The sequence below is a fragment of the Pseudomonas sp. A125 genome (assembly GCF_055409485.1).
This window is the reverse complement of record NZ_JBUZVP010000007.1, coordinates 218,325-236,358: the sequence shown is the minus strand read 5'-3', so window position 1 is coordinate 236,358 and position 18,034 is coordinate 218,325. Positions and strand designations below refer to the sequence as shown.

Annotated in this window: 17 protein-coding genes; 12 read left to right on the top strand and 5 right to left on the bottom strand. The window is 61.1% G+C overall.

Features of this window, described 5'->3' with window-relative positions:
- Positions 1 to 3 precede the first annotated feature (3 nt).
- Together ACZRN6_RS12250 and ACZRN6_RS12245 are read right to left on the bottom strand one after the other, a co-directional pair.
- Positions 4 to 1,254, bottom strand: coding sequence for an amidase (locus ACZRN6_RS12250; protein ID WP_464008044.1), 1,251 nt, complete (start codon positions 1,252 to 1,254; stop codon positions 4 to 6).
- A 10-nt stretch (positions 1,255 to 1,264) separates the two neighbouring features.
- Positions 1,265 to 1,690: a VOC family protein gene (locus ACZRN6_RS12245; RefSeq protein WP_464008043.1), complete on the bottom strand. Its 426-nt coding sequence runs from the start codon at positions 1,688 to 1,690 to the stop codon at positions 1,265 to 1,267.
- 113 nt (positions 1,691 to 1,803) lie between these two features.
- Here ACZRN6_RS12245 and ACZRN6_RS12240 point away from each other — a divergent pair, with 113 nt between their 5' ends.
- The gene (locus ACZRN6_RS12240) at positions 1,804 to 2,670 is read left to right on the top strand and encodes a LysR family transcriptional regulator (RefSeq protein WP_464008042.1); all 867 of its coding nucleotides are present in this window, start codon (positions 1,804 to 1,806) and stop codon (positions 2,668 to 2,670) included.
- Positions 2,671 to 2,712: 42 nt separating this feature from the next.
- On the opposite strand, the gene ACZRN6_RS12235 is transcribed toward ACZRN6_RS12240, so the two are convergent.
- On the bottom strand, positions 2,713 to 5,073 hold the full coding sequence (locus ACZRN6_RS12235; RefSeq protein ID WP_464008041.1) for a glucose/quinate/shikimate family membrane-bound PQQ-dependent dehydrogenase: 2,361 nt from the start codon (positions 5,071 to 5,073) through the stop codon (positions 2,713 to 2,715).
- Between the two features lie 195 nt (positions 5,074 to 5,268).
- On the opposite strand from ACZRN6_RS12235, the gene ACZRN6_RS12230 reads away from it, so the two are divergent.
- The 10 genes from ACZRN6_RS12230 to pqqE all read left to right on the top strand — a co-directional run bounded on the left by ACZRN6_RS12230 (position 5,269) and on the right by pqqE (position 15,197).
- On the top strand, positions 5,269 to 6,180 hold the full coding sequence (locus ACZRN6_RS12230; protein WP_464008040.1) for a sugar ABC transporter substrate-binding protein: 912 nt from the start codon (positions 5,269 to 5,271) through the stop codon (positions 6,178 to 6,180).
- Positions 6,181 to 6,236: 56 nt separating this feature from the next.
- Complete coding sequence (locus ACZRN6_RS12225; protein ID WP_322147964.1) at positions 6,237 to 6,719, top strand: Lrp/AsnC family transcriptional regulator; 483 nt, start codon at positions 6,237 to 6,239, stop codon at positions 6,717 to 6,719.
- Positions 6,720 to 6,886: 167 nt separating this feature from the next.
- Positions 6,887 to 8,569: a flavin monoamine oxidase family protein gene (locus ACZRN6_RS12220; protein WP_322148761.1), complete on the top strand. Its 1,683-nt coding sequence runs from the start codon at positions 6,887 to 6,889 to the stop codon at positions 8,567 to 8,569.
- A 10-nt stretch (positions 8,570 to 8,579) separates the two neighbouring features.
- Positions 8,580 to 9,374, top strand: coding sequence for a carbon-nitrogen hydrolase family protein (locus ACZRN6_RS12215; protein WP_464008039.1), 795 nt, complete (start codon positions 8,580 to 8,582; stop codon positions 9,372 to 9,374).
- Positions 9,375 to 9,425: 51 nt separating this feature from the next.
- Positions 9,426 to 11,810 (top strand): pyrroloquinoline quinone biosynthesis protein PqqF, encoded by a 2,385-nt coding sequence (gene pqqF, locus ACZRN6_RS12210; RefSeq protein ID WP_464008038.1) that lies wholly within the window; start codon positions 9,426 to 9,428, stop codon positions 11,808 to 11,810.
- 155 nt (positions 11,811 to 11,965) lie between these two features.
- Positions 11,966 to 12,040: a pyrroloquinoline quinone precursor peptide PqqA gene (gene pqqA / locus ACZRN6_RS12205; RefSeq protein WP_003194766.1), complete on the top strand. Its 75-nt coding sequence runs from the start codon at positions 11,966 to 11,968 to the stop codon at positions 12,038 to 12,040.
- A 77-nt stretch (positions 12,041 to 12,117) separates the two neighbouring features.
- Complete coding sequence (gene pqqB / locus ACZRN6_RS12200; RefSeq protein WP_464008037.1) at positions 12,118 to 13,029, top strand: pyrroloquinoline quinone biosynthesis protein PqqB; 912 nt, start codon at positions 12,118 to 12,120, stop codon at positions 13,027 to 13,029.
- Between the two features lie 11 nt (positions 13,030 to 13,040).
- Positions 13,041 to 13,793, top strand: a complete 753-nt coding sequence (gene pqqC / locus ACZRN6_RS12195) for a pyrroloquinoline-quinone synthase PqqC (protein ID WP_464008036.1) — start codon at positions 13,041 to 13,043, stop codon at positions 13,791 to 13,793.
- Positions 13,790 to 14,065 carry a pyrroloquinoline quinone biosynthesis peptide chaperone PqqD gene (gene pqqD / locus ACZRN6_RS12190; RefSeq protein ID WP_322147969.1) on the top strand — a complete coding sequence of 92 codons (276 nt, stop codon included), beginning with the start codon at positions 13,790 to 13,792 and terminating at the stop codon, positions 14,063 to 14,065. The genes pqqC and pqqD overlap by 4 nt, the downstream gene beginning before the upstream one ends.
- A complete protein-coding gene (gene pqqE / locus ACZRN6_RS12185) occupies positions 14,058 to 15,197 on the top strand; it encodes a pyrroloquinoline quinone biosynthesis protein PqqE (protein WP_322148765.1) in 1,140 nt (379 codons plus the stop codon). Before pqqD ends, pqqE begins: the two co-directional genes overlap by 8 nt.
- A gap of 6 nt (positions 15,198 to 15,203) precedes the next feature.
- Here the strand turns inward: pqqE and ACZRN6_RS12180 are convergent, their stop codons facing one another.
- A complete protein-coding gene (locus ACZRN6_RS12180; RefSeq protein WP_003211049.1) occupies positions 15,204 to 15,362 on the bottom strand; it encodes a YqaE/Pmp3 family membrane protein in 159 nt (52 codons plus the stop codon).
- A 186-nt stretch (positions 15,363 to 15,548) separates the two neighbouring features.
- Positions 15,549 to 16,829, bottom strand: a complete 1,281-nt coding sequence (locus ACZRN6_RS12175; protein ID WP_464008035.1) for an aspartate aminotransferase family protein — start codon at positions 16,827 to 16,829, stop codon at positions 15,549 to 15,551.
- A gap of 209 nt (positions 16,830 to 17,038) precedes the next feature.
- Between ACZRN6_RS12175 and ACZRN6_RS12170 the strand changes: the two genes are divergently transcribed.
- A complete protein-coding gene (locus ACZRN6_RS12170) occupies positions 17,039 to 17,929 on the top strand; it encodes a LysR family transcriptional regulator (protein WP_322147971.1) in 891 nt (296 codons plus the stop codon).
- Positions 17,930 to 18,034 lie beyond the last annotated feature (105 nt).

Genomic DNA, 18,034 nt, shown 5'->3' with positions numbered 1-18,034 from the left:
CGATCACGCCAACGCATCAACAATGACCTGCGCCGTACCCAGCAGCGGCGCATCCCCTCTAAACGCCCCAATCACCTGCAACCCCACCGGCAACTCCCCTTCACTACGTGGCACCGGCACATTCACCTGCGGCAAACCAAACGCGCCCCAGAACTTGATGAAGTCCGACGGGCCCGTGGTCTCCAGCCCCACCGGCGCCAGCATCCCGCAGGAAACACTCAACATCGCATCAAACGGCTGGCAGATTTGCGCGAGCTGCGGCGCCAGTTGTGCGAGGCGTGCCTTGGCCGCCGACTCCTGCTCCCAACTAGTCGCCTTGGCACGCTCGATCATGGCCAGCGTCGAATCACTGAGTAACTCAGGATGAGACTGAAATTCCTTGGCCAATGAGCGGGCACCTTCGCAATCGTTGATCACCTGGTGATCATCGAAAACACTGTCGAACGCCTCGGGCAACACGACTTCACTGACAAGAGGGCCCAACCGGGCGATCGCTTGCTCGATAGCCTGGGCCACCACCGGCTGCACATCCGGCCAGCGAGAGGTACGGCAAAAACCCAGCCGCAAAGGCCGGCGCCCGGCCTCAACAGTCGGAAACCCTGGAATCAAAACCCGCGCCACCCGCTCAAGGTCGCGCACCGAACGCCCATACCAGCCCACCGTGTCGAAGCTCGGCGCCAGCGGTTTCACGCCTTCCAGCGAGACCAGTCCAAACGATGGCTTGAAGGCATACAGCCCGCAATAAGCCGCCGGCTTGAGCAGCGACCCAGCCGTCTGGGTACCCAACGCCAACGGGAAAAACCCGGCCGCCATGCCCGCCGCAGAACCCGCACTGGAGCTACCCGGCGTACGAGACAGATCAAGCGGGTTACGCGTCGGCCCCGTGTTCATGTAGGCAAATTCAGTGGTGTGGGTCTTGCCCATGATGATCGCGCCCGCCTGGCGCAGCAGCGTCACCACATGGGCATCCCGCGAGGGACGATTGCCCTGGTAAATCGGCGAATAGAACTCGGTTGGATGGTCGGCGGTATCAAAGATGTCCTTGATCCCCACGGGCACGCCCGCCAGCAACCCGGCACGGCCTTCAAGATGCCTTGCCTGCTCGCGTACCGCTTCAGGATCGAAAGATACAAACGCCTGAATCTGCGGCTCGTCGACACCTATCCGTCCAAGAAAATGCTCTGCGATCGAGGCAGGTGTACCCGCACCAGAGCCCACCGACTCGGCAATGCCCGTCGCGTCGAGGTCGTTCATCAGCGCGCCCTCACTTGGCAAACAACTGCCCAATGTCCTTGAAGGCCTTGAACTCCAGCGCATTGCCGCACGGGTCAAACAGAAACAACGTCGCCTGCTCACCCACCTGGCCCTTGAAGCGAATGTGCGGTTCCAACACAAACTGGGTGTTGCGCGCTTGCAAACGCTCCGCCAACGCATGCCAATCATCCCAACTCAGCACCACGCCAAAATGCGGCACCGGCACGTTGTGGCCATCCACCGCATTAGTGTGCACCGCTTCTTGAGAGGCGGTTTTCGGATGTTCATGAATCACCAGTTGGTGCCCGAAAAAATCGAAGTCGACCCAGTGATCACTGGCGCGCCCCTCTTCGAGGCCAAACACCTCGCCGTAAAACTGCCGCGCAGCCGTCAAGTCGAATACCGGAATTGCCAGGTGAAAAGGTGCCAGTGCCATCAGGTCTAACCTCTATGGGTATTAAGTCCTTGCGAGTCTAGCCTTGCTCTCATCGATGGAAAGACGATAGTTTTCGCATCGAGCTCAAATTATTTTGATCAATCGAGACGCCCATGCTGCGCGAACTGAAAACCTTTATCGCCGTCACCCGCCATGGCACGTTCGCGGCAGCCGGCATGCACATCGGGCTGACGCAGTCGGCGGTCAGCGCGCAGATCCGCCAGCTGGAGCAGGTGCTCGGTGTGCAGTTGTTCGACCGCACCGGGCGCCAGGCCACGCTGAATGCGGCGGGCACTCGCGCGCTGCCGTTGGCCAAGGAGATTCTCGAGACGTTCAACCGCATGGCGGTGCCGGTGGATGCCAACGAATACCGTGGCGAATTGAAAGTCGGCGCCATTACCACCGCCCAGACCGGCCTGCTGCCGCAAGCCCTGGTGCGCTTGCGCCAGGCGGCGCCGACGGTGGAATGCAAATTGGTGCCGGGGGTTTCCCTGGAGCTGCTCAGTCAGGTGGACGCGGGCGAGCTGGATTCGGCGATCATCATTCGCCCGCCCTTTGATTTGCCCAAGGAGCTGCACGTGCAGCTGCTGCGCAAGGAGCCGTTTGTGTTGATCGTGCCGCAAACGGTCAAGGGTGACGACCCACTGCAACTGCTCGCCGCTCATCCCCATGTACGCTACGACCGCGCTTCATTTGGCGGACGGCTGGTCAGTCGTTTCCTGCGGGATCAACGCCTGGACGTGCAGGTGGCGCTGGAGTTGGACGAGATTGAGGCGCTGGTCAAAATGGTCGAATGCGGCCTCGGCGTTTCACTGGTTCCCCACGCCGGGCTGTGGCTGGATCGCACACCGCAGGTGCGTGTCATCCGTTTGGGCGAACTGACCTTTCACCGGGAAATCATCCTGCTCAGCCGCTACAGCCAGCGCAACCTTCCCGTGCCGCAACTCTTTGCCCGGTGCCTGTTGGCAGGCGTGACCTGAAACGCCAAAAAAAGCCGCACATCCGTGCGGCTTTTTCAGGCCCTATTTCTTGGGCAACGCGTAGGCAATCACATAATCCCCACGGTCCGGCGACTGTCGAGCGCCACCGGCAGTGAGCACGATGTATTGCGTGCCCGTCTTGGGCGACACGTAGGTCATCGGCCCGGACTGGCTACCCACCGGCAGGCGGGATTTCCAGATCTCGTTACCGTTGCCGGTGTCGAAGGCACGCAGGTAGAAGTCCTGGGTGCCCGCGAAGAACAACAGGCCAGACTGGGTCGCCAGGGACGCGCCAAGGGTCGGCATGCCAATCGGAATCGGCATGTGCATGCGGATGCCCAGCGGGCCGGTGTCTTCCACCGTGCCCACCGGTACTTGCCACATCAGCTTGTGGGTTTTCAGGTCGATGGCCGACATCGTGCCAAACGGCGGCTTCTGACACGGAATGCCCGCCGCCGAAAGGAAGCGCTCGCGCATCGCACCAAACGGCGTACCTTCTTGCGGCACCACGCCCATTTCGATGCCGCTGGCGCCCGCGGCAATCTTGTCGCGCGGGATCATGTAGTTGGCCAGGCCCAGGCGCATGTCGTTAACAAACATATAGTGGGTGTTCGGGTCCACCGACACGCTGCCCCAGTTCATCCCGCCCAGCGAACCCGGGAATTGCAACGCCCGGTCCAAACCCGGCGGTGTATAAACGCCCTCATGGCGCATGCCCTTGAACTGGATGCGGCACATCAGTTGGTCAAACGGTGTAGCGCCCCACATGTCGGATTCGGTCAGTTGCTGATTGCCGATCGAAGGCATGTCCACGGAGAACGGCTGGGTCGGCGAATAACGCTCGCCAGGCACATTGCCCTGAGGCACCGGACGCTCTTCAACCCGGGCGATGGGCACGCCGGTTTCGCGGTTGAGCAGGAAGATTTCGCCCTGCTTGGTGACTTGAGCCAGCGCCGGCTGCACGCCGCCATTGCCATCCGGAATGTCATAGAGCAGCGGTTGCGCCGGCAGGTCGAAGTCCCACAGGTCGTGGTGGGTGGTCTGGAAATGCCAGCGCACCTGGCCGGTCTTCACGTCGATGGCGACGATGGAGGAGTTCCACTTGTCGTCATAGGCGGTGCGCTCACCGGCGAAAAAGTCCGGGGTGGCGTTACCGGTGGGCAGGTAGACCAGGCCGAGTTTGGCGTCGTAGGACATGGCCGACCACACGTTCGGCGTGCCACGGGTGTAGGTCTCGCCCGCAGGCGGGCGTTTGGTAGTGTTCGGGTTGCCCGGGTCCCAGGCCCACACCAGTTCGCCGCTGTGCACGTCAAAGGCGCGCACCACGCCTGGCGGTTCGCCGGTAGAGAAGTTGTCTGCCACACGCCCGCCGACGATCACCACATTGCCCGCTACCAATGGCGTCGAGGTTTGCTGGTAATAGCCGGGCTTCACTTCGCCCATGTCGGTTTTCAGGTCGACAGTGCCGTGGTCGCCGAAGTCTTCGCAAGGCGCACCGGTTTCAGCATTGATCGCAATCAATCGAGCATCGCCGGTCGGCAGGAACAGACGTTTCACACAGGCTTTAGCGCTGGCAGGTTGCTCGCTGGCGCTGCTGTCAAAATAGCCCAGCCCACGGCAACGCTGCCAGTTGGGGCCGCTGCCCTGCGGGTCGAACTTCCAGCGCTGGGCGCCGGTGTCGGCATCCAGGGAAAATACTTTGCCGTAGGCGGTACACACGTAAACGCTGTCACCGATCTGCAGCGGGGTGTTCTGGTCTTCGGCGCCGGCGCCGTTGCTCTCGGGGATGTCGCCGGTGTGGAAGGTCCAGGCCACCTGTAGCTTGTCGACGTTGCCTTTGTTGATCTGCTCCAGCGCGGCAAACCGATTGCCGGCGGTGGTATTGCCCCAGTGGGCCCAGTCTTTTTGCTCGGTGCCCGGTTTCACCGGGGTGACCGCAGGCTCACTGCTGGCCTTGACCACGTGGGTGGGCACAAACATGTACGCCAGGGTGGCGACCACGCCAAGGCCCAGCAATCCGGCAACCCCATAGGCGCCGCGCCCGGGTGACGATCCAGACGCGCGGGCGAGCTGTGGATAAATCAGCGCAACCACCAGGCCGATGACGGCGAAGGTCAGTACCCGCGAGACCAGTGGCCAGTATTCCAGGCCAGTGTCCCATACCGCCCAGATCGCGGTCAGTACCAGCGCCACGGCGTATAGCCATGCACCCTGAGGCTTGCGCTTGGCGACCAGCACGCCAGAGACCAGCATCGCCAGGCCCATCAGCAGGAAATACCAACTTCCGCCCAGCACCACCAGGTAACCACCACCGCCCGCCAGGCCCAGGCCGATCAAGGCGATCAGCAGTCCCAACCCCGCCAGCAACACTTTGCTGCCGGTGGCAGCCCCAAAGTTATTCATCGCGCAAACGTCCTTCCTGTTTATACCCAACTGGAAATAATGTACCAAACAGTTACTTTTAACAATCTGGCACAAATCAATGTGTGCGATCAGCGGCGAAAATAAATTCCGAGGCTTACTTGAAGTGGAATTTTATTTCCAATAATGTCTACGTCAGAAACTTTGTCGCACCAAAACAATAAAAAGGAACCTGTCATGAAGCGTCTGCTTGGCTGTGCCTGTGCCCTGTTGCTGTCCACTGCCGCCCACGCCGAGTTGCGCATCGGGGTATCCGTCGGACAGTTTGATAACTACGTTTCCTACCTGGTGCAGGCCATGCAGGATCGGGCCAAGGCCTCGCCTGATGGAGTCAAGCTGCAGGTGGAAGATTCCGCCAGCGATGTAGTCCGCCAGTTGAACCAGGTCGAAAGCTTCATCAGCCAGAAAGTCGACGCGATCATCGTCAACCCGGCGGACACCGCGGCCACCCGCAAGATCACCGAGAAGGCCAACGCCGCCGGTATCCCGCTGGTGTACATGAACAGCCGTCCCGAGGTGGACACCTTCCCGCCAGGTGTAGTCTTCGTCGGCACCGACGAGCGCGCCATTGGCCGGACGCAAATGGAATACCTGGCCGAGAAGATGGGCGGCAAAGGTAACCTGGCAATCATCCTTGGCCGTCTCGCCCACAGTGATACCGGCAAACGCACCAATGGGGTCAAGGACGTGCTGGCCAAGTACCCCGAGATCAAAGTCGTTGAAGAACAGTCCGGCGACTGGCAGCGCGAAAAAGGCATGGACCTGATGAACGATTGGCTGACCAAGGGCCAAACCATCAACGCCGTGGCTTCCAACAATGACGAGATGGGCATCGGCGCCGCCATGGCCCTGCGCCAGACGGGGCGCCAGGACATTCTGGTCGGCGGCATCGACGGTACGCCGGACGGTTTGCAGGCGCTGAAAAAAGGCCAGTTGGCCGTCACCGTATTCCGCGACCCGGTGGCCATCGGTGCGGGCTCGGTGGACGCCGCGCTGATGCTGATCAAGCACGCCGCCCTACAAGGCGATGTATGGGTTCCTACGCAATTGGTCACCCCGGAAAACTACCAGCAGTTCCTGCACAACTGAGCCAAACGCCGTCGCGAGCATCAACGGGAACGAGCCTGTAACATGCTCGCCCATTGATGCCCGCGCCGGAGAACACCTTGCCTGCCTCTCACCCTCCCGTCCTTGATGAAATCGACCGCCAGTTGATTGCCGCCTTGCAGATCAACGCCCGCGAAAGCGTGGCCATGCTCGCTCGGCAACTGGGCATCGCCCGCACCACCGTTACCTCACGCCTGGCACGCCTGGAAAAAACCCAGGTGATTACCGGCTATGGCGTGCGCCTGAGCCAGCGGGTGGTGAATGGCGGTTTGCAGGCCTACGTGGGGATCACCGTGCAACCGCGCTCCGGCAAGGAAGTGCTGCGCCGGATCAGCGCCATGGCGCAGGTTCAGCAGTTGTGTGCGGTGAGCGGAGAGTTCGATTACGTGGCCTGGCTGCGCACCGATTCGCCGGAGCAGCTGGATCAACTGCTCGACCAGATCGGCAGTGTCGACGGCGTGGAGAAGACCACCACCTCGATCATCCTCAGTAACAAATTGGATCGCGGCCAACCAGTCTGACCACCATGCTCGTCACTCTGACTAAAAACAATTCAATACGACGACACATTGCGTCTTATTAACGAACGCTACGCTCCCTAGAATGGCTGGCATCTTTTCCTATACTCAGCGGGTCGCGCCCCGCCGAGTCGCCAGCAAGGTCAGCCATGAGCATTCCTTCCAGCACCATCAGCAAGCCCAATCGCCACCCTGCCAACGGCAAAAAGCCGATCACCATCTTTGGCCCGGACTTTCCGTTCGCCTTTGATGACTGGATCGAACACCCGGCGGGCCTGGGCAGCATTCCGGCCGCCAACCACGGCGCCGAAGTGGCGATCGTCGGCGCCGGGATTGCCGGGTTGGTGGCCGCCTATGAGCTGATGAAGCTGGGCCTGAAGCCCGTGGTGTATGAAGCCTCGAAAATGGGTGGCCGCCTGCGCTCCCAGGCGTTTGAAGGCGCCGAAGGCATCATCGCGGAACTGGGCGGCATGCGTTTTCCGGTGTCGTCCACCGCGTTCTATCACTATGTGGACAAGCTGGGACTTGAGACCAAGCCATTTCCCAACCCGCTGACGCCCGCTTCCGGCAGCACGGTCATCGACCTTGAAGGCCAGACTCACTACGCACAGAAACTTGCCGACCTGCCTGCACTGTTCCAGGAAGTGGCTGACGCCTGGGCCGACGCTTTAGAGGCCGGCTCGCAATTCGGCGATATCCAGCAAGCGATCCGCGACCGTGACGTACCACGCCTGAAAGCGCTGTGGAATACCCTGGTGCCGTTGTGGGACGACCGCACCTTCTACGACTTCGTCGCCACCTCCAAGGCGTTCGCCAAGTTGTCGTTCCACCACCGCGAAGTATTCGGCCAGGTCGGCTTCGGCACCGGCGGCTGGGACTCGGACTTCCCCAACTCGATGCTGGAAATCTTCCGCGTGGTGATGACCAACTGCGACGATCACCAGCACCTGGTGGTCGGCGGCGTGGCCCAAGTGCCCATGGGCATCTGGCGCCATGTACCGGAGCGTTGCGCCCACTGGCCCGAAGGCACCAGCCTCAGCTCGCTGCACAACGGCGCGCCGCGGGCCGGGGTCAAGCGCATTGCCCACGCCCCGGACGGCCGTTTCGCCGTCACCGACAACTACGGTGATACCCGCGAATACGCCGCCGTGCTGACCACCTGCCAGAGCTGGCTGCTGACCACCCAGATCGAGTGCGACGAAACCCTGTTCTCGCAAAAGATGTGGATGGCCCTCGACCGTACCCGCTACATGCAATCGTCGAAGACCTTCGTGATGGTCGACCGGCCATTCTGGAAGGACAAGGACCCAGAGACCGGCCGCGACTTGATGAGCATGACGCTGACCGACCGCCTGACCCGTGGCACCTACCTGTTCGACAACGGTGACGACAAGCCGGGGGTGATTTGCCTGTCCTATTCCTGGATGAGCGACGCCCTGAAAATGCTCCCGCAGCCGATCGAGAAGCGCGTGAAACTGGCCCTCGACGCATTGAAAAAGATCTACCCGAAAGTCGACATCGCCGCGCGCATCATCGGCGACCCGATCACCGTGTCGTGGGAAGCCGACCCGCACTTTCTCGGGGCGTTCAAGGGCGCGCTGCCGGGCCACTATCGCTACAACCAGCGGATGTATGCGCACTTCATGCAGAAGGACATGCCGGCCGAGCAACGCGGTATTTTCATCGCCGGTGACGACGTGTCGTGGACGCCTGCGTGGGTGGAAGGCGCCGTGCAGACCTCGCTGAATGCGGTGTGGGGCATCATGACCCACTTCGGCGGCAGTACTCACCCGCAGAACCCGGGCCCGGGGGATGTGTTCGATGAACTCGGGCCGATTGCACTGCCCGAATAAGGAGCTGCCCATGCGTGTCGCCTTGTATCAATGCCCGCCGCTGCCGCTGGACGTGGCGGGCAACCTCAAGCGTCTGCATCAGTTGGCGCAAGAGGCCAACGACGCCGACCTGCTGGTGCTGCCGGAGATGTTTCTCACCGGCTATAACATCGGCGTGGAGGCGGTCGGCGCCCTGGCGGAAGCTCGGGACGGCCCGTCAGCGCAGTCCATCGCCGCGCTGGCGAAAAACTCGGGTGTGGCAATTCTGTATGGCTACCCGGAACGCGGCGCAGACGGCCAGATCTACAACGCCGTGCAGTTGATCGACGCGAACGGCCAACGCCTGTGCAACTACCGCAAGACGCACCTGTTTGGCGATCTCGACAACTCGATGTTCAGCCCCGGAGACGATGATTTTCCGCTGGTGGAATTGAACGGCTGGAAGCTGGGTTTCCTGATTTGCTATGACCTGGAGTTCCCGGAGAACACCCGGCGCCTGGCGCTGGCTGGCGCAGAGTTGATCCTGGTGCCGACCGCCAATATGGTGCCGTTCGACTTCGTCGCCGATGTGACCGTGCGGGCGCGGGCGTTCGAAAACCAGTGTTATGTGGCGTACGCCAACTACTGCGGGCGCGAAGGCGAGATCGAGTATTGCGGGCAAAGCAGCATCGCTGCGCCGGATGGCCAGCGGATCGCCCAGGCCGGGCTCGATGAGGCGTTGATTGTCGGCACACTCGACCGGCAGTTGATGCTCGACTCACGCGCGGCCAATCGCTACCTGCTGGACCGTCGTCCCGAGCTTTATGGTGCGCTGCACAAGCACTGATCCCGGCTGCTTTGCGCTAGCATAGGCACTTCCTACGTTTCGGAAGTGCTCATGCCTGCGCCGGCCCACCCTCATCACCTTCAATTGACCCTGGCCAGCGGCCTGCGGGTTTCCTTGCATCATGCACCGCGTTTGAAGCGCTGCGCGGCAGCCTTGCGCGTTGCGGCGGGCAGCCACGATGTGCCCTTGGCGTGGCCGGGACTGGCGCATTTCCTTGAGCATCTGTTGTTCCTGGGCACCGAGCGTTTTCCTGCAAGCGAAGGGCTGATGGCCTACGTGCAGCGCCAGGGTGGTCAGGTCAATGCCAGCACTCGCGAACGCACAACCGAGTTTTTCTTTGAAGTGCCTGTTTCGGCATTTGACGCAGGGTTGGAGCGCTTGGGGGATATGCTCGCCCATCCGCGCCTGGCCTTGGAAGACCAATTGCGTGAGCGTGAAGTGTTGCACGCGGAGTTTATCGCCTGGTCGCAAGATGCCGCAGCGCAACAGCAACAGGCGTTGTTGGAAGGTGTAGCGGCGGATCATCCGCTGCGGGCGTTTCATGCGGGCAACCGGGATAGCTTGCCGGTAGAGCGTGAGGATTTTCAGCAGGCGTTGCGGGATTTTTATGAAGGTTTCTATCAGGCCGGACAGATGACGTTGAGCCTTGCGGGCCCTCAGTCATTGGCGGAGCTGGAGGCGTTGACGCAACAGTTTGGTGCTGCGCTGAAGACTGCACCGCTGAAGCCACAGGTGCCTGCGCCAGCGTTGCTGGTCGGCAATCAACGTACTTATCAACACGCCGATGAGCACCACTGGCATCAAGTCATGGTGAGCGAGGCGTCCCCTCAGGCGCTGGATTTCCTTTGCCTGTGGCTGAATGCTTCGGCGCCGGGCGGATTGCTTGCCGAGTTGCAGGCGCGACAGTTGGCCAGCGCTATCAAAGCGGCTGTGCTGTATCAGTTCGCCGGCCAGGCGCTGTTGGATATCAGGTTCACCCTGGGCACTCACGGTGCGCAACAGACGGCACTGATCGAAGACCTGTTGTACGACTGGCTGAACTTTTTCGCACACAGTGACTGGACGCTGCTGCGGGAAGAGTACGCCTTGCTGCTCGCTCGCCAACTGCAGGTCAGTGGTGCCCTGGCATTGGCCCGACAGGACCACGAGGCAGTCCTGTCCGACCAAAGCACCCGTTCCCTCAAGGCCCTGCTGGATGCGCTGCCATTGCCGCCGTCCCGGCACGCCTGGCAACTACCGCCTACCAATCCGTTCTTGCGCCCGACCCTCAAGCAAGAGCGCCCGGGGCTGATTCGTGGCCAAACCAGCGCGCACCGCGGTTTGCGCACGTTCGCACAAGACCGCTCCCGTGGCCGAAGGGACCTGTCGGCGCTGACATTCAGCCAGGCGATGCCCGACGACACCGATGAGGGCGCGCTGTACCTGCGCTGGTATCTGGATACGCCGCTGCATGCAGAGCTTTTCCCACAGCTGCGTGAGAACGCTGCCCAGGCTGGCGTTGAACTGTCCTTCGAGACTATGGGCAATCACTGGCAACTGAAGTTGGTCGGGCTTCACGAACCTATGCCGGCGGTATTGGCAGAAGTCGCACGCAGCCTGACTCAGCTCGATGAAAGATCTGGAGCACCACGCAGTACCCCACCGCCGATGGCAATCCGGCAATTGCTCAAGGCATTACCTGCTTGTTGCACAGGCCTCACGCCCGCCAACCCAACAGCTCACCAGGACCGATGGTCAACGGCGCGCTGGCAAGGGCTTGCAGTAGGGTTGCCCGCCCACTACGAAGAGGCAATTAAAAGTGCTGCAGGGAAACTGCCCGGCCAACCGGCAACGGCCAGTACCGAAGTTCGACCCATCGCCGGCCAGCGTCTTTGGCACGACGTCAGGACTGATTCCAGCGAAGCCGCGTTGCTGCTGTTCTGCCCGGTGCCGACTCAATCCCTGGCCGATGAAGCAAACTGGCGCCTGCTTGCGCACCTGGCTCAGGCGCCGTTTTACCAACGCCTGCGTGTCGAACTGCAACTGGGCTACGCGGTGTTCAGCGGCATCCGACAATTCAACGGGCAAACCGGCCTGCTGCTCGGGGTGCAATCACCCAGTGTTTCCCTTGAAGGAATCGTCGAGCACCTTCAGGCGTTCCTCCAACAGTTACCTGCCTTGATCGAAGCCCGAAATGACCTGAATGACGCGACGCAAACCCTGGCGGACCAGTTTGCCCCTGAAACGCTGCCGACCTCCCACGCCGCCGAACTGCTCTGGCACGCGCACTTGGCAGGCCACCCGTCGGATTACATCGTGCAGTTACAAGATTTCATCCAGACCCGCACCCGCAAGGATTTAATACAAGCTGCGCGGCAACTCAATGCTGCTGCAGGCGGCTGGCGCTGCGTGGCCAATGGTGGGTGCCTGCCAGCACCTTGGCAATTATCTGGCTGATCATTGCCGCTACGGTAAAAGGCTTTTTCCGCCAGGACAGCGCTATCTTGCAAAGAAGTACGTAACATTCATACGCACACCTCTGAACATCTCCGCTTGGAGGTGGACTATATATATTGGTAGTAAACGTCCCATCCCTTCGTAGGAGTAAGAACATGACCTGGTCCAAACCTGCTTACACTGATCTGCGCATCGGCTTCGAAGTCACCATGTACTTTGCCAGCCGCTGATTGGCTTTGTATTGCAATGCAACGCCTCGGCTCGCCCGGGGCGTTTTTATTTTTGAGTTGTGTGTAATGGAGCGGCCATGTTTGTCCAGATTCTAGGTTCCGCCGCGGGCGGTGGTTTCCCGCAATGGAACTGCAACTGCGTGAACTGCGCAGGTTTTCGCGACGGCAGCCTGCGGGCCGAGGCGCGTACCCAATCGTCCATCGCGATTTCCGATGATGGCGTGAACTGGGTGCTGTGCAATGCCTCGCCAGACATCCGCGCCCAGCTCCAAGGGTTCGCCCCGATGCAACCCGGCCGCGCCCTGCGGGACACCGGCATCAGCGCGATCATCCTGATGGACAGCCAGATCGACCACACCACCGGCCTGTTGAGCCTGCGCGAAGGCTGCCCGCATCAGGTGTGGTGCACCGACATGGTCCATGAAGACCTGAGCACCGGCTTCCCGTTGTTCACCATGCTGACCCACTGGAACGGTGGCCTCGCCTGGAACCGTATCGAGTTGGACGCCAGTTTCACGATTCCCGCCTGCCCCAACCTGCTTTTCACGCCGTTGCCACTGCGCAGTGCGGCACCGCCCTACTCGCCTCACCGATTCGACCCACACCCAGGCGACAACATCGGCCTGATCGTCGAAGACCTGCGCACCGGCGGCAAGCTGTTCTACGCGCCGGGCCTGGGCAAGGTCGACGGGCCGTTGCTGGAGATCATGGCCGGCAGCGATTGCCTGCTGGTAGACGGCACCATGTGGGATGACGACGAAATGCAGCGCCGTGGCGTCGGCACCCGCACCGGTCGCGAGATGGGCCACCTGGCCCAAAACGGCCCCGGCGGCATGCTGCAAGTGCTGGAACAACTGCCCACGCAGCGCAAGGTGCTTATCCACATCAACAACACCAACCCGATCCTGGATGAGGACTCGCCCGAGCGAGCCGAGTTGGCGCGGCGCAATGTGGAAGTGGCATACGACGGCATGAGCATTGAATTGTAGGAGCGAGCCAAATGACTGACACACCGCTGACCACTGCCGAGTTCGAACAAGCGCTCCGGGCCAAGGGCGCCTTCTACCATATCCATCATCCGTACCACGTGGCGATGTACGAAGGCCGCGCCACCCGCGAACAGATCCAGGGCTGGGTGGCCAACCGTTTTTATTATCAGGTGAACATTCCCCTCAAGGACGCCGCGATCCTGGCCAATTGCCCGGACCGCGAGATTCGTCGCGAGTGGATCCAGCGCCTGCTGGATCACGACGGCGCCCCCGGCGAAGACGGCGGCATTGAAGCCTGGCTGCGCCTGGGCCAGGCAGTCGGCCTGGACCCGGACCAACTGCGCTCCCAGGAATTGGTACTGCCCGGCGTACGATTTGCGGTAGACGCCTATGTCAACTTCGCCCGCCGCGCCAGTTGGCAGGAAGCCGCCAGCAGCTCCTTGACCGAGCTGTTCGCCCCGCAGATCCACCAGTCGCGTCTCGACAGCTGGCCGCAGCATTACCCGTGGATCGACCCGACCGGCTATGAGTACTTCCGCACCCGCCTGGGCCAGGCTCGCCGGGATGTGGAGCACGGTCTGGCGATCACCTTGCAGCACTACACCACCCGCGAAGGCCAGGAGCGCATGCTGGAAATTCTCCAGTTCAAACTGGACATTCTTTGGAGCATGCTCGATGCCATGAGCATGGCGTACGAACTGAAACGCCCGCCGTATCACAGCGTGACTGACCAGCGTGTATGGCATAAGGGGATCACCCTATGAGCTTCGATCGCAGCAAAAAACCGACCTGGCGCCAGGGTTATCGCTTCCAATACGAACCGGCGCAAAAGGGCCACGTGTTGCTGTACCCGGAAGGCATGATCAAGCTCAACGACAGCGCCGCGTTGATCGGTGGCTTGATTGATGGCGAGCGTGATGTAAACGCAATCATTGCCGAGCTGGACGAGCAATTCCCGGGCGTGCCCGAACTCGGTGAAGACATCGAGCAATTCATGGAGGTTGCCCGTGCTCAACACTGGATCGAACTTGCCTGACCTGCCACCAAAACCAGAGATCGGCCTGCCGCTATGGTTGCTCGCCGAGCTGACCTACCGTTGCCCGCTGCAATGCCCGTACTGCTCCAACCCGTTGGATTTCGCCGAGCAGGGCAAGGAACTGAGCACCGAACAGTGGATCAAGGTATTTCGCGAAGCCCGGGAAATGGGCGCCGCGCAACTGGGGTTTTCCGGTGGTGAACCGCTGGTGCGTCAAGACCTCGCGGAACTGATCGCCGAGGCGCGCAAGTTGGGCTTCTACACCAACCTGATCACCTCCGGCATCGGCCTCACCGAGCAGAAAATCAGCGACTTCAAGAAGGCTGGCCTGGACCATATCCAGATCAGCTTCCAGGCCAGCGACGAGCAAGTGAACAACCTGCTGGCCGGCTCCAAAAAGGCCTTCGCGCAAAAACTGGAAATGGCCCGAGCGGTGAAAGCCCACGGCTACCCGATGGTGCTGAACTTCGTTACCCATCGGCACAATATCGACAAGATCGACCGCATCATCGAGCTGTGCATTGCCCTGGAAGCGGACTTTGTCGAGCTTGCCACCTGCCAGTTCTACGGCTGGGCCCAGCTCAATCGTGTCGGGCTGTTGCCGACCCAGGAGCAGTTGGTGCGTGCCGAACGCATCACCAACGAATACCGCGCCAAGCTTGAAGCCGAAGGCCACCCGTGCAAGCTGATCTTCGTCACACCGGATTACTACGAAGAGCGCCCGAAAGCCTGCATGAATGGTTGGGGCAGTATCTTCCTGACGGTGACGCCGGACGGTACCGCGCTGCCGTGCCATGGCGCCCGACAGATGCCGGTGCAATTTCCCAACGTGCGCGACCACAGCATGCAGCACATCTGGTACGACTCGTTCGGCTTCAACCGCTTTCGCGGCTATGACTGGATGCCCGAGCCATGCCGTTCATGCGACGAGAAAGAAAAGGACTTCGGTGGCTGCCGCTGCCAGGCGTTCATGCTGACCGGTGACGCCAGCAATGCCGACCCGGTATGCAGCAAGTCGGAGCATCACGGGATAATCCTGCAGGCCCGTGAAGAGGCAGAGCACGCCACCCAAACCATCGAACAACTGGCCTTTCGCAATGAGCGCAACTCACGGCTGATCGCAAAAGGCTGAGGGCTTTTAGCGTTTGGCGATGATGTAGACCGCGTGCACGATGCCCGGGATGTAACCACACAAGGTCAGCAGAATATTCAGCCAGAACGCGCCGGCGAAACCCACTTGCAGGAACACACCCAGTGGCGGCAACAGAATAGCGATGATGATGCGAATGATATCCATGGGTTCAGCTCCTGAAAAATCGGCTCGTGTGAGCCGTACAAGCTAATCGACCTTGGGCGTTCGTGAGGGTTCAGTAGGATCTGGCACGGGGCCACCCTCCAATCAGCAGACAAAAAAACGCCCCCAGCCAAAAGAATCAGGCTGGAGGCGCCGCGTATACCGCGAGACGGTTCAGGAAATAAGCGATTAAACGGCAATGCCCTTGCGGCACTGCAGCTGTGCGGTGCGCACCCGGGAAAAGGCCCGGGCCAGGCGCAGGAGCATTTCGTCGACGTTGCTTTTGCTTAACGTAAACGCCGGGGTAAAGCGCAGGCAGTCGGGTTGCGGCGCGCTCAGGACCAGTCCTTCACTCAGCGCCGCCTTTACCACTGCATCTGCCGAATCTTCCGACAGGCTCAGGCCCCACAACAGACCCTGCCCGCGCAGTTCGCCCTGGCCATAGCGATGAGCCAGGCGTGCCAGCCCTTCGCCCAGGTACGCACCCACTTCGCGTATGTGCTCCAGAAATCCATGGCCCAGCACCGTATCGAGCACTGCCACACCCGCAGATGCCATCAACGCGTTGCCATGGTGGGTGCCGTCCAGCTCACCGAGTTCGAAACAACACGCCTTGCCCCGCGCGAGCAGCGCCGCCAGCGGCACACCGCCACCCAACCCCTTGCCCAGGGTGATGATGTCGGCGCGTACGCCATAGTGCTGTTCGGCGAGTAACGTGCCGCAGCGGCCGGTGCCGGTTTGCACCTCGTCGAGGATCAGCAAAATCCCCAGCTCGCGGCACAAGCGCTCGACGCCTTTAAGGTAATGCTCGGTCGCCGGGATGACGCCGGCATCGTTCTGGATCGGCTCGAGCATGATCGCCACGGTTTGCGCGTCAACTGCTGCATGCAATGCGGGCAGGTCGTTGAACGGCACATGACTGAAGCCCGGCAATTGCGGCTCGAAACGGTTTTCACTGGCGGCGGCCGACGCCGACATCGCGGCAAAGCTGCGACCATGGCAACCGTTGCTGGCAGTGATGATCCGATAGGCGCCACCACGATGCAGCTGGCCCCATTTTCGCGCCAGCTTGATCGCCGCTTCACAGGCTTCCGCGCCGCTGTTGAGCAGGTAGGCCTGGTCGCTGCCGGTGCGGTGGCACAGGCGGTCGGCGAGGTTCAGTTGGCCGCGGTTGTGCAGGCCGTGGCCGGGGTTGATCAGTAATTGGGCCTGAGCGGCCAACGCCTTGGTCAATACCTGCGGGCTGTGGCCCAGGCTGTTGGCACCGCCACCTTGATTGAAGTCGAGATAGGCGCGGTCTTCGCTGTCCCACAGCCAGGAACCCTGGCCGCGCACGAACACATGGGCCGGGCGGGCCACGCTGGGCATGAGGCAGTCGCCGCAAAGGTCGTCTCGCAGTGTCGGCGCTTTCGCGTCGAGGATAAGGTCATCCAGACTGGGGACCGGGCGACGCAGGTTGAACAGGTTCATGGATGAACCTCTTTGGCAACCACACCTTGGTCGGTATCACCGACCAACCCATGGCTGAGGTTTTTTGCCTTGCCTATGCAAACACCGTCAACATAAACCCTACTCATCGCACGTTCCGGCCCTGTAAGCCCTGTGAATAGGCGCTAGACTAGGCGTCTCGGGGCCACCCGGCCATTTCGATTTTCCAGCATTTTCGATAAGCATTACTTATGGATTTCAAGCAACTGCGTTATTTCGTCGCGGTGTATGAAGAGGGCCACGTGGGACGGGCCGCGGAACGTCTGTCGATCTCCCAGCCGGCCTTGTCGCAACAGATTCGCCAGCTCGAACAGAACCTCGATGTGAACCTGTTCGAACGCAGCAGCAAGCGCCTGCTCCCGACCCTCGCCGCCCACACCTTGTACAACCACGCCTTGCCCTTGCTCGACGGCATGCAGCAGGCAGTGGAAGCGCTGCGCAACTTCAAGGGCCAGGCGTTGCGCACTTTGGCCATCGGCGTGCTGCAAACCGTGCACACCAGCCTGGTGCCACAGATGCTCGAACGGGTGCGCAAGGCCCAACCGCATTTGGTGGTGCAGATCTACGAATTGACCGGCATGGAAATCGAACGCCGGCTGCTCAATGGTTCGCTCGACATTGGTATCAGCTACCTGCCGCCGCGCCAGCCCGGGTTGCACGGTGTGCTGCTGTATGAAGATGAACTGAAGGTGGTCATCCCGTCTGATCACCCGTTGCGGGAATTCAAGAAAGTTTCCTTGAAACAAGCCGCCGAGTTACCGATGTTGCTGCTGGGGGAAGAGTTTCAGGTGCGGCAGATATGGCAAGGTCAGCTGGCTAACCTGGGCCGACGCCCACAAGTGCAGGCAGAGTTGAATACGATGGTGGGGATTCTCGACAGCCTGCCGCACACCAAACTGGCGACGGTGCTGCCCGGACGCTCTCAGGATGAACACAACAGCAAGGCGTTGCTGTGGAAGCCGTTGAGCGAACCACGGGTGCCGTTGAAAGTAGGGTTGGTGTGCCGCGATGTGCAGCGTCAGCAGGCGACGCTGGAATTGTTGCGCACGCTGCTGGAAGACGTGATGAACGCGCCCGTATGACTTTTTCGCAGGCAAAAGAAAACCCCGCCGAAGCGGGGCTTTGCAGACTGTTTCCCTGACATCCATTTCACTCCGCCTTCCTGGCAGAATCCTACGTGTCCGTGT

Excerpts from the sequence above, each read along its gene's own strand:
- ACZRN6_RS12250 (WP_464008044.1), bottom strand. The coding sequence starts at position 1,254 with ATGAACGACCTCGACGCGACGGGCATTGCCGAGTCGGTGGGCTCTGGT.
- ACZRN6_RS12245 (WP_464008043.1), bottom strand. The coding sequence starts at position 1,690 with ATGGCACTGGCACCTTTTCACCTGGCAATTCCGGTATTCGACTTGACG.
- ACZRN6_RS12240 (WP_464008042.1), top strand. The coding sequence starts at position 1,804 with ATGCTGCGCGAACTGAAAACCTTTATCGCCGTCACCCGCCATGGCACG.
- ACZRN6_RS12235 (WP_464008041.1), bottom strand. The coding sequence starts at position 5,073 with ATGAATAACTTTGGGGCTGCCACCGGCAGCAAAGTGTTGCTGGCGGGG.
- ACZRN6_RS12230 (WP_464008040.1), top strand. The coding sequence starts at position 5,269 with ATGAAGCGTCTGCTTGGCTGTGCCTGTGCCCTGTTGCTGTCCACTGCC.
- ACZRN6_RS12225 (WP_322147964.1), top strand. The coding sequence starts at position 6,237 with ATGCCCGCGCCGGAGAACACCTTGCCTGCCTCTCACCCTCCCGTCCTT.
- ACZRN6_RS12215 (WP_464008039.1), top strand. The coding sequence starts at position 8,580 with ATGCGTGTCGCCTTGTATCAATGCCCGCCGCTGCCGCTGGACGTGGCG.
- pqqF (WP_464008038.1), top strand. The coding sequence starts at position 9,426 with ATGCCTGCGCCGGCCCACCCTCATCACCTTCAATTGACCCTGGCCAGC.
- pqqB (WP_464008037.1), top strand. The coding sequence starts at position 12,118 with ATGTTTGTCCAGATTCTAGGTTCCGCCGCGGGCGGTGGTTTCCCGCAA.
- pqqC (WP_464008036.1), top strand. The coding sequence starts at position 13,041 with ATGACTGACACACCGCTGACCACTGCCGAGTTCGAACAAGCGCTCCGG.
- pqqD (WP_322147969.1), top strand. The coding sequence starts at position 13,790 with ATGAGCTTCGATCGCAGCAAAAAACCGACCTGGCGCCAGGGTTATCGC.
- ACZRN6_RS12180 (WP_003211049.1), bottom strand. The coding sequence starts at position 15,362 with ATGGATATCATTCGCATCATCATCGCTATTCTGTTGCCGCCACTGGGT.
- ACZRN6_RS12175 (WP_464008035.1), bottom strand. The coding sequence starts at position 16,829 with ATGAACCTGTTCAACCTGCGTCGCCCGGTCCCCAGTCTGGATGACCTT.
- ACZRN6_RS12170 (WP_322147971.1), top strand. The coding sequence starts at position 17,039 with ATGGATTTCAAGCAACTGCGTTATTTCGTCGCGGTGTATGAAGAGGGC.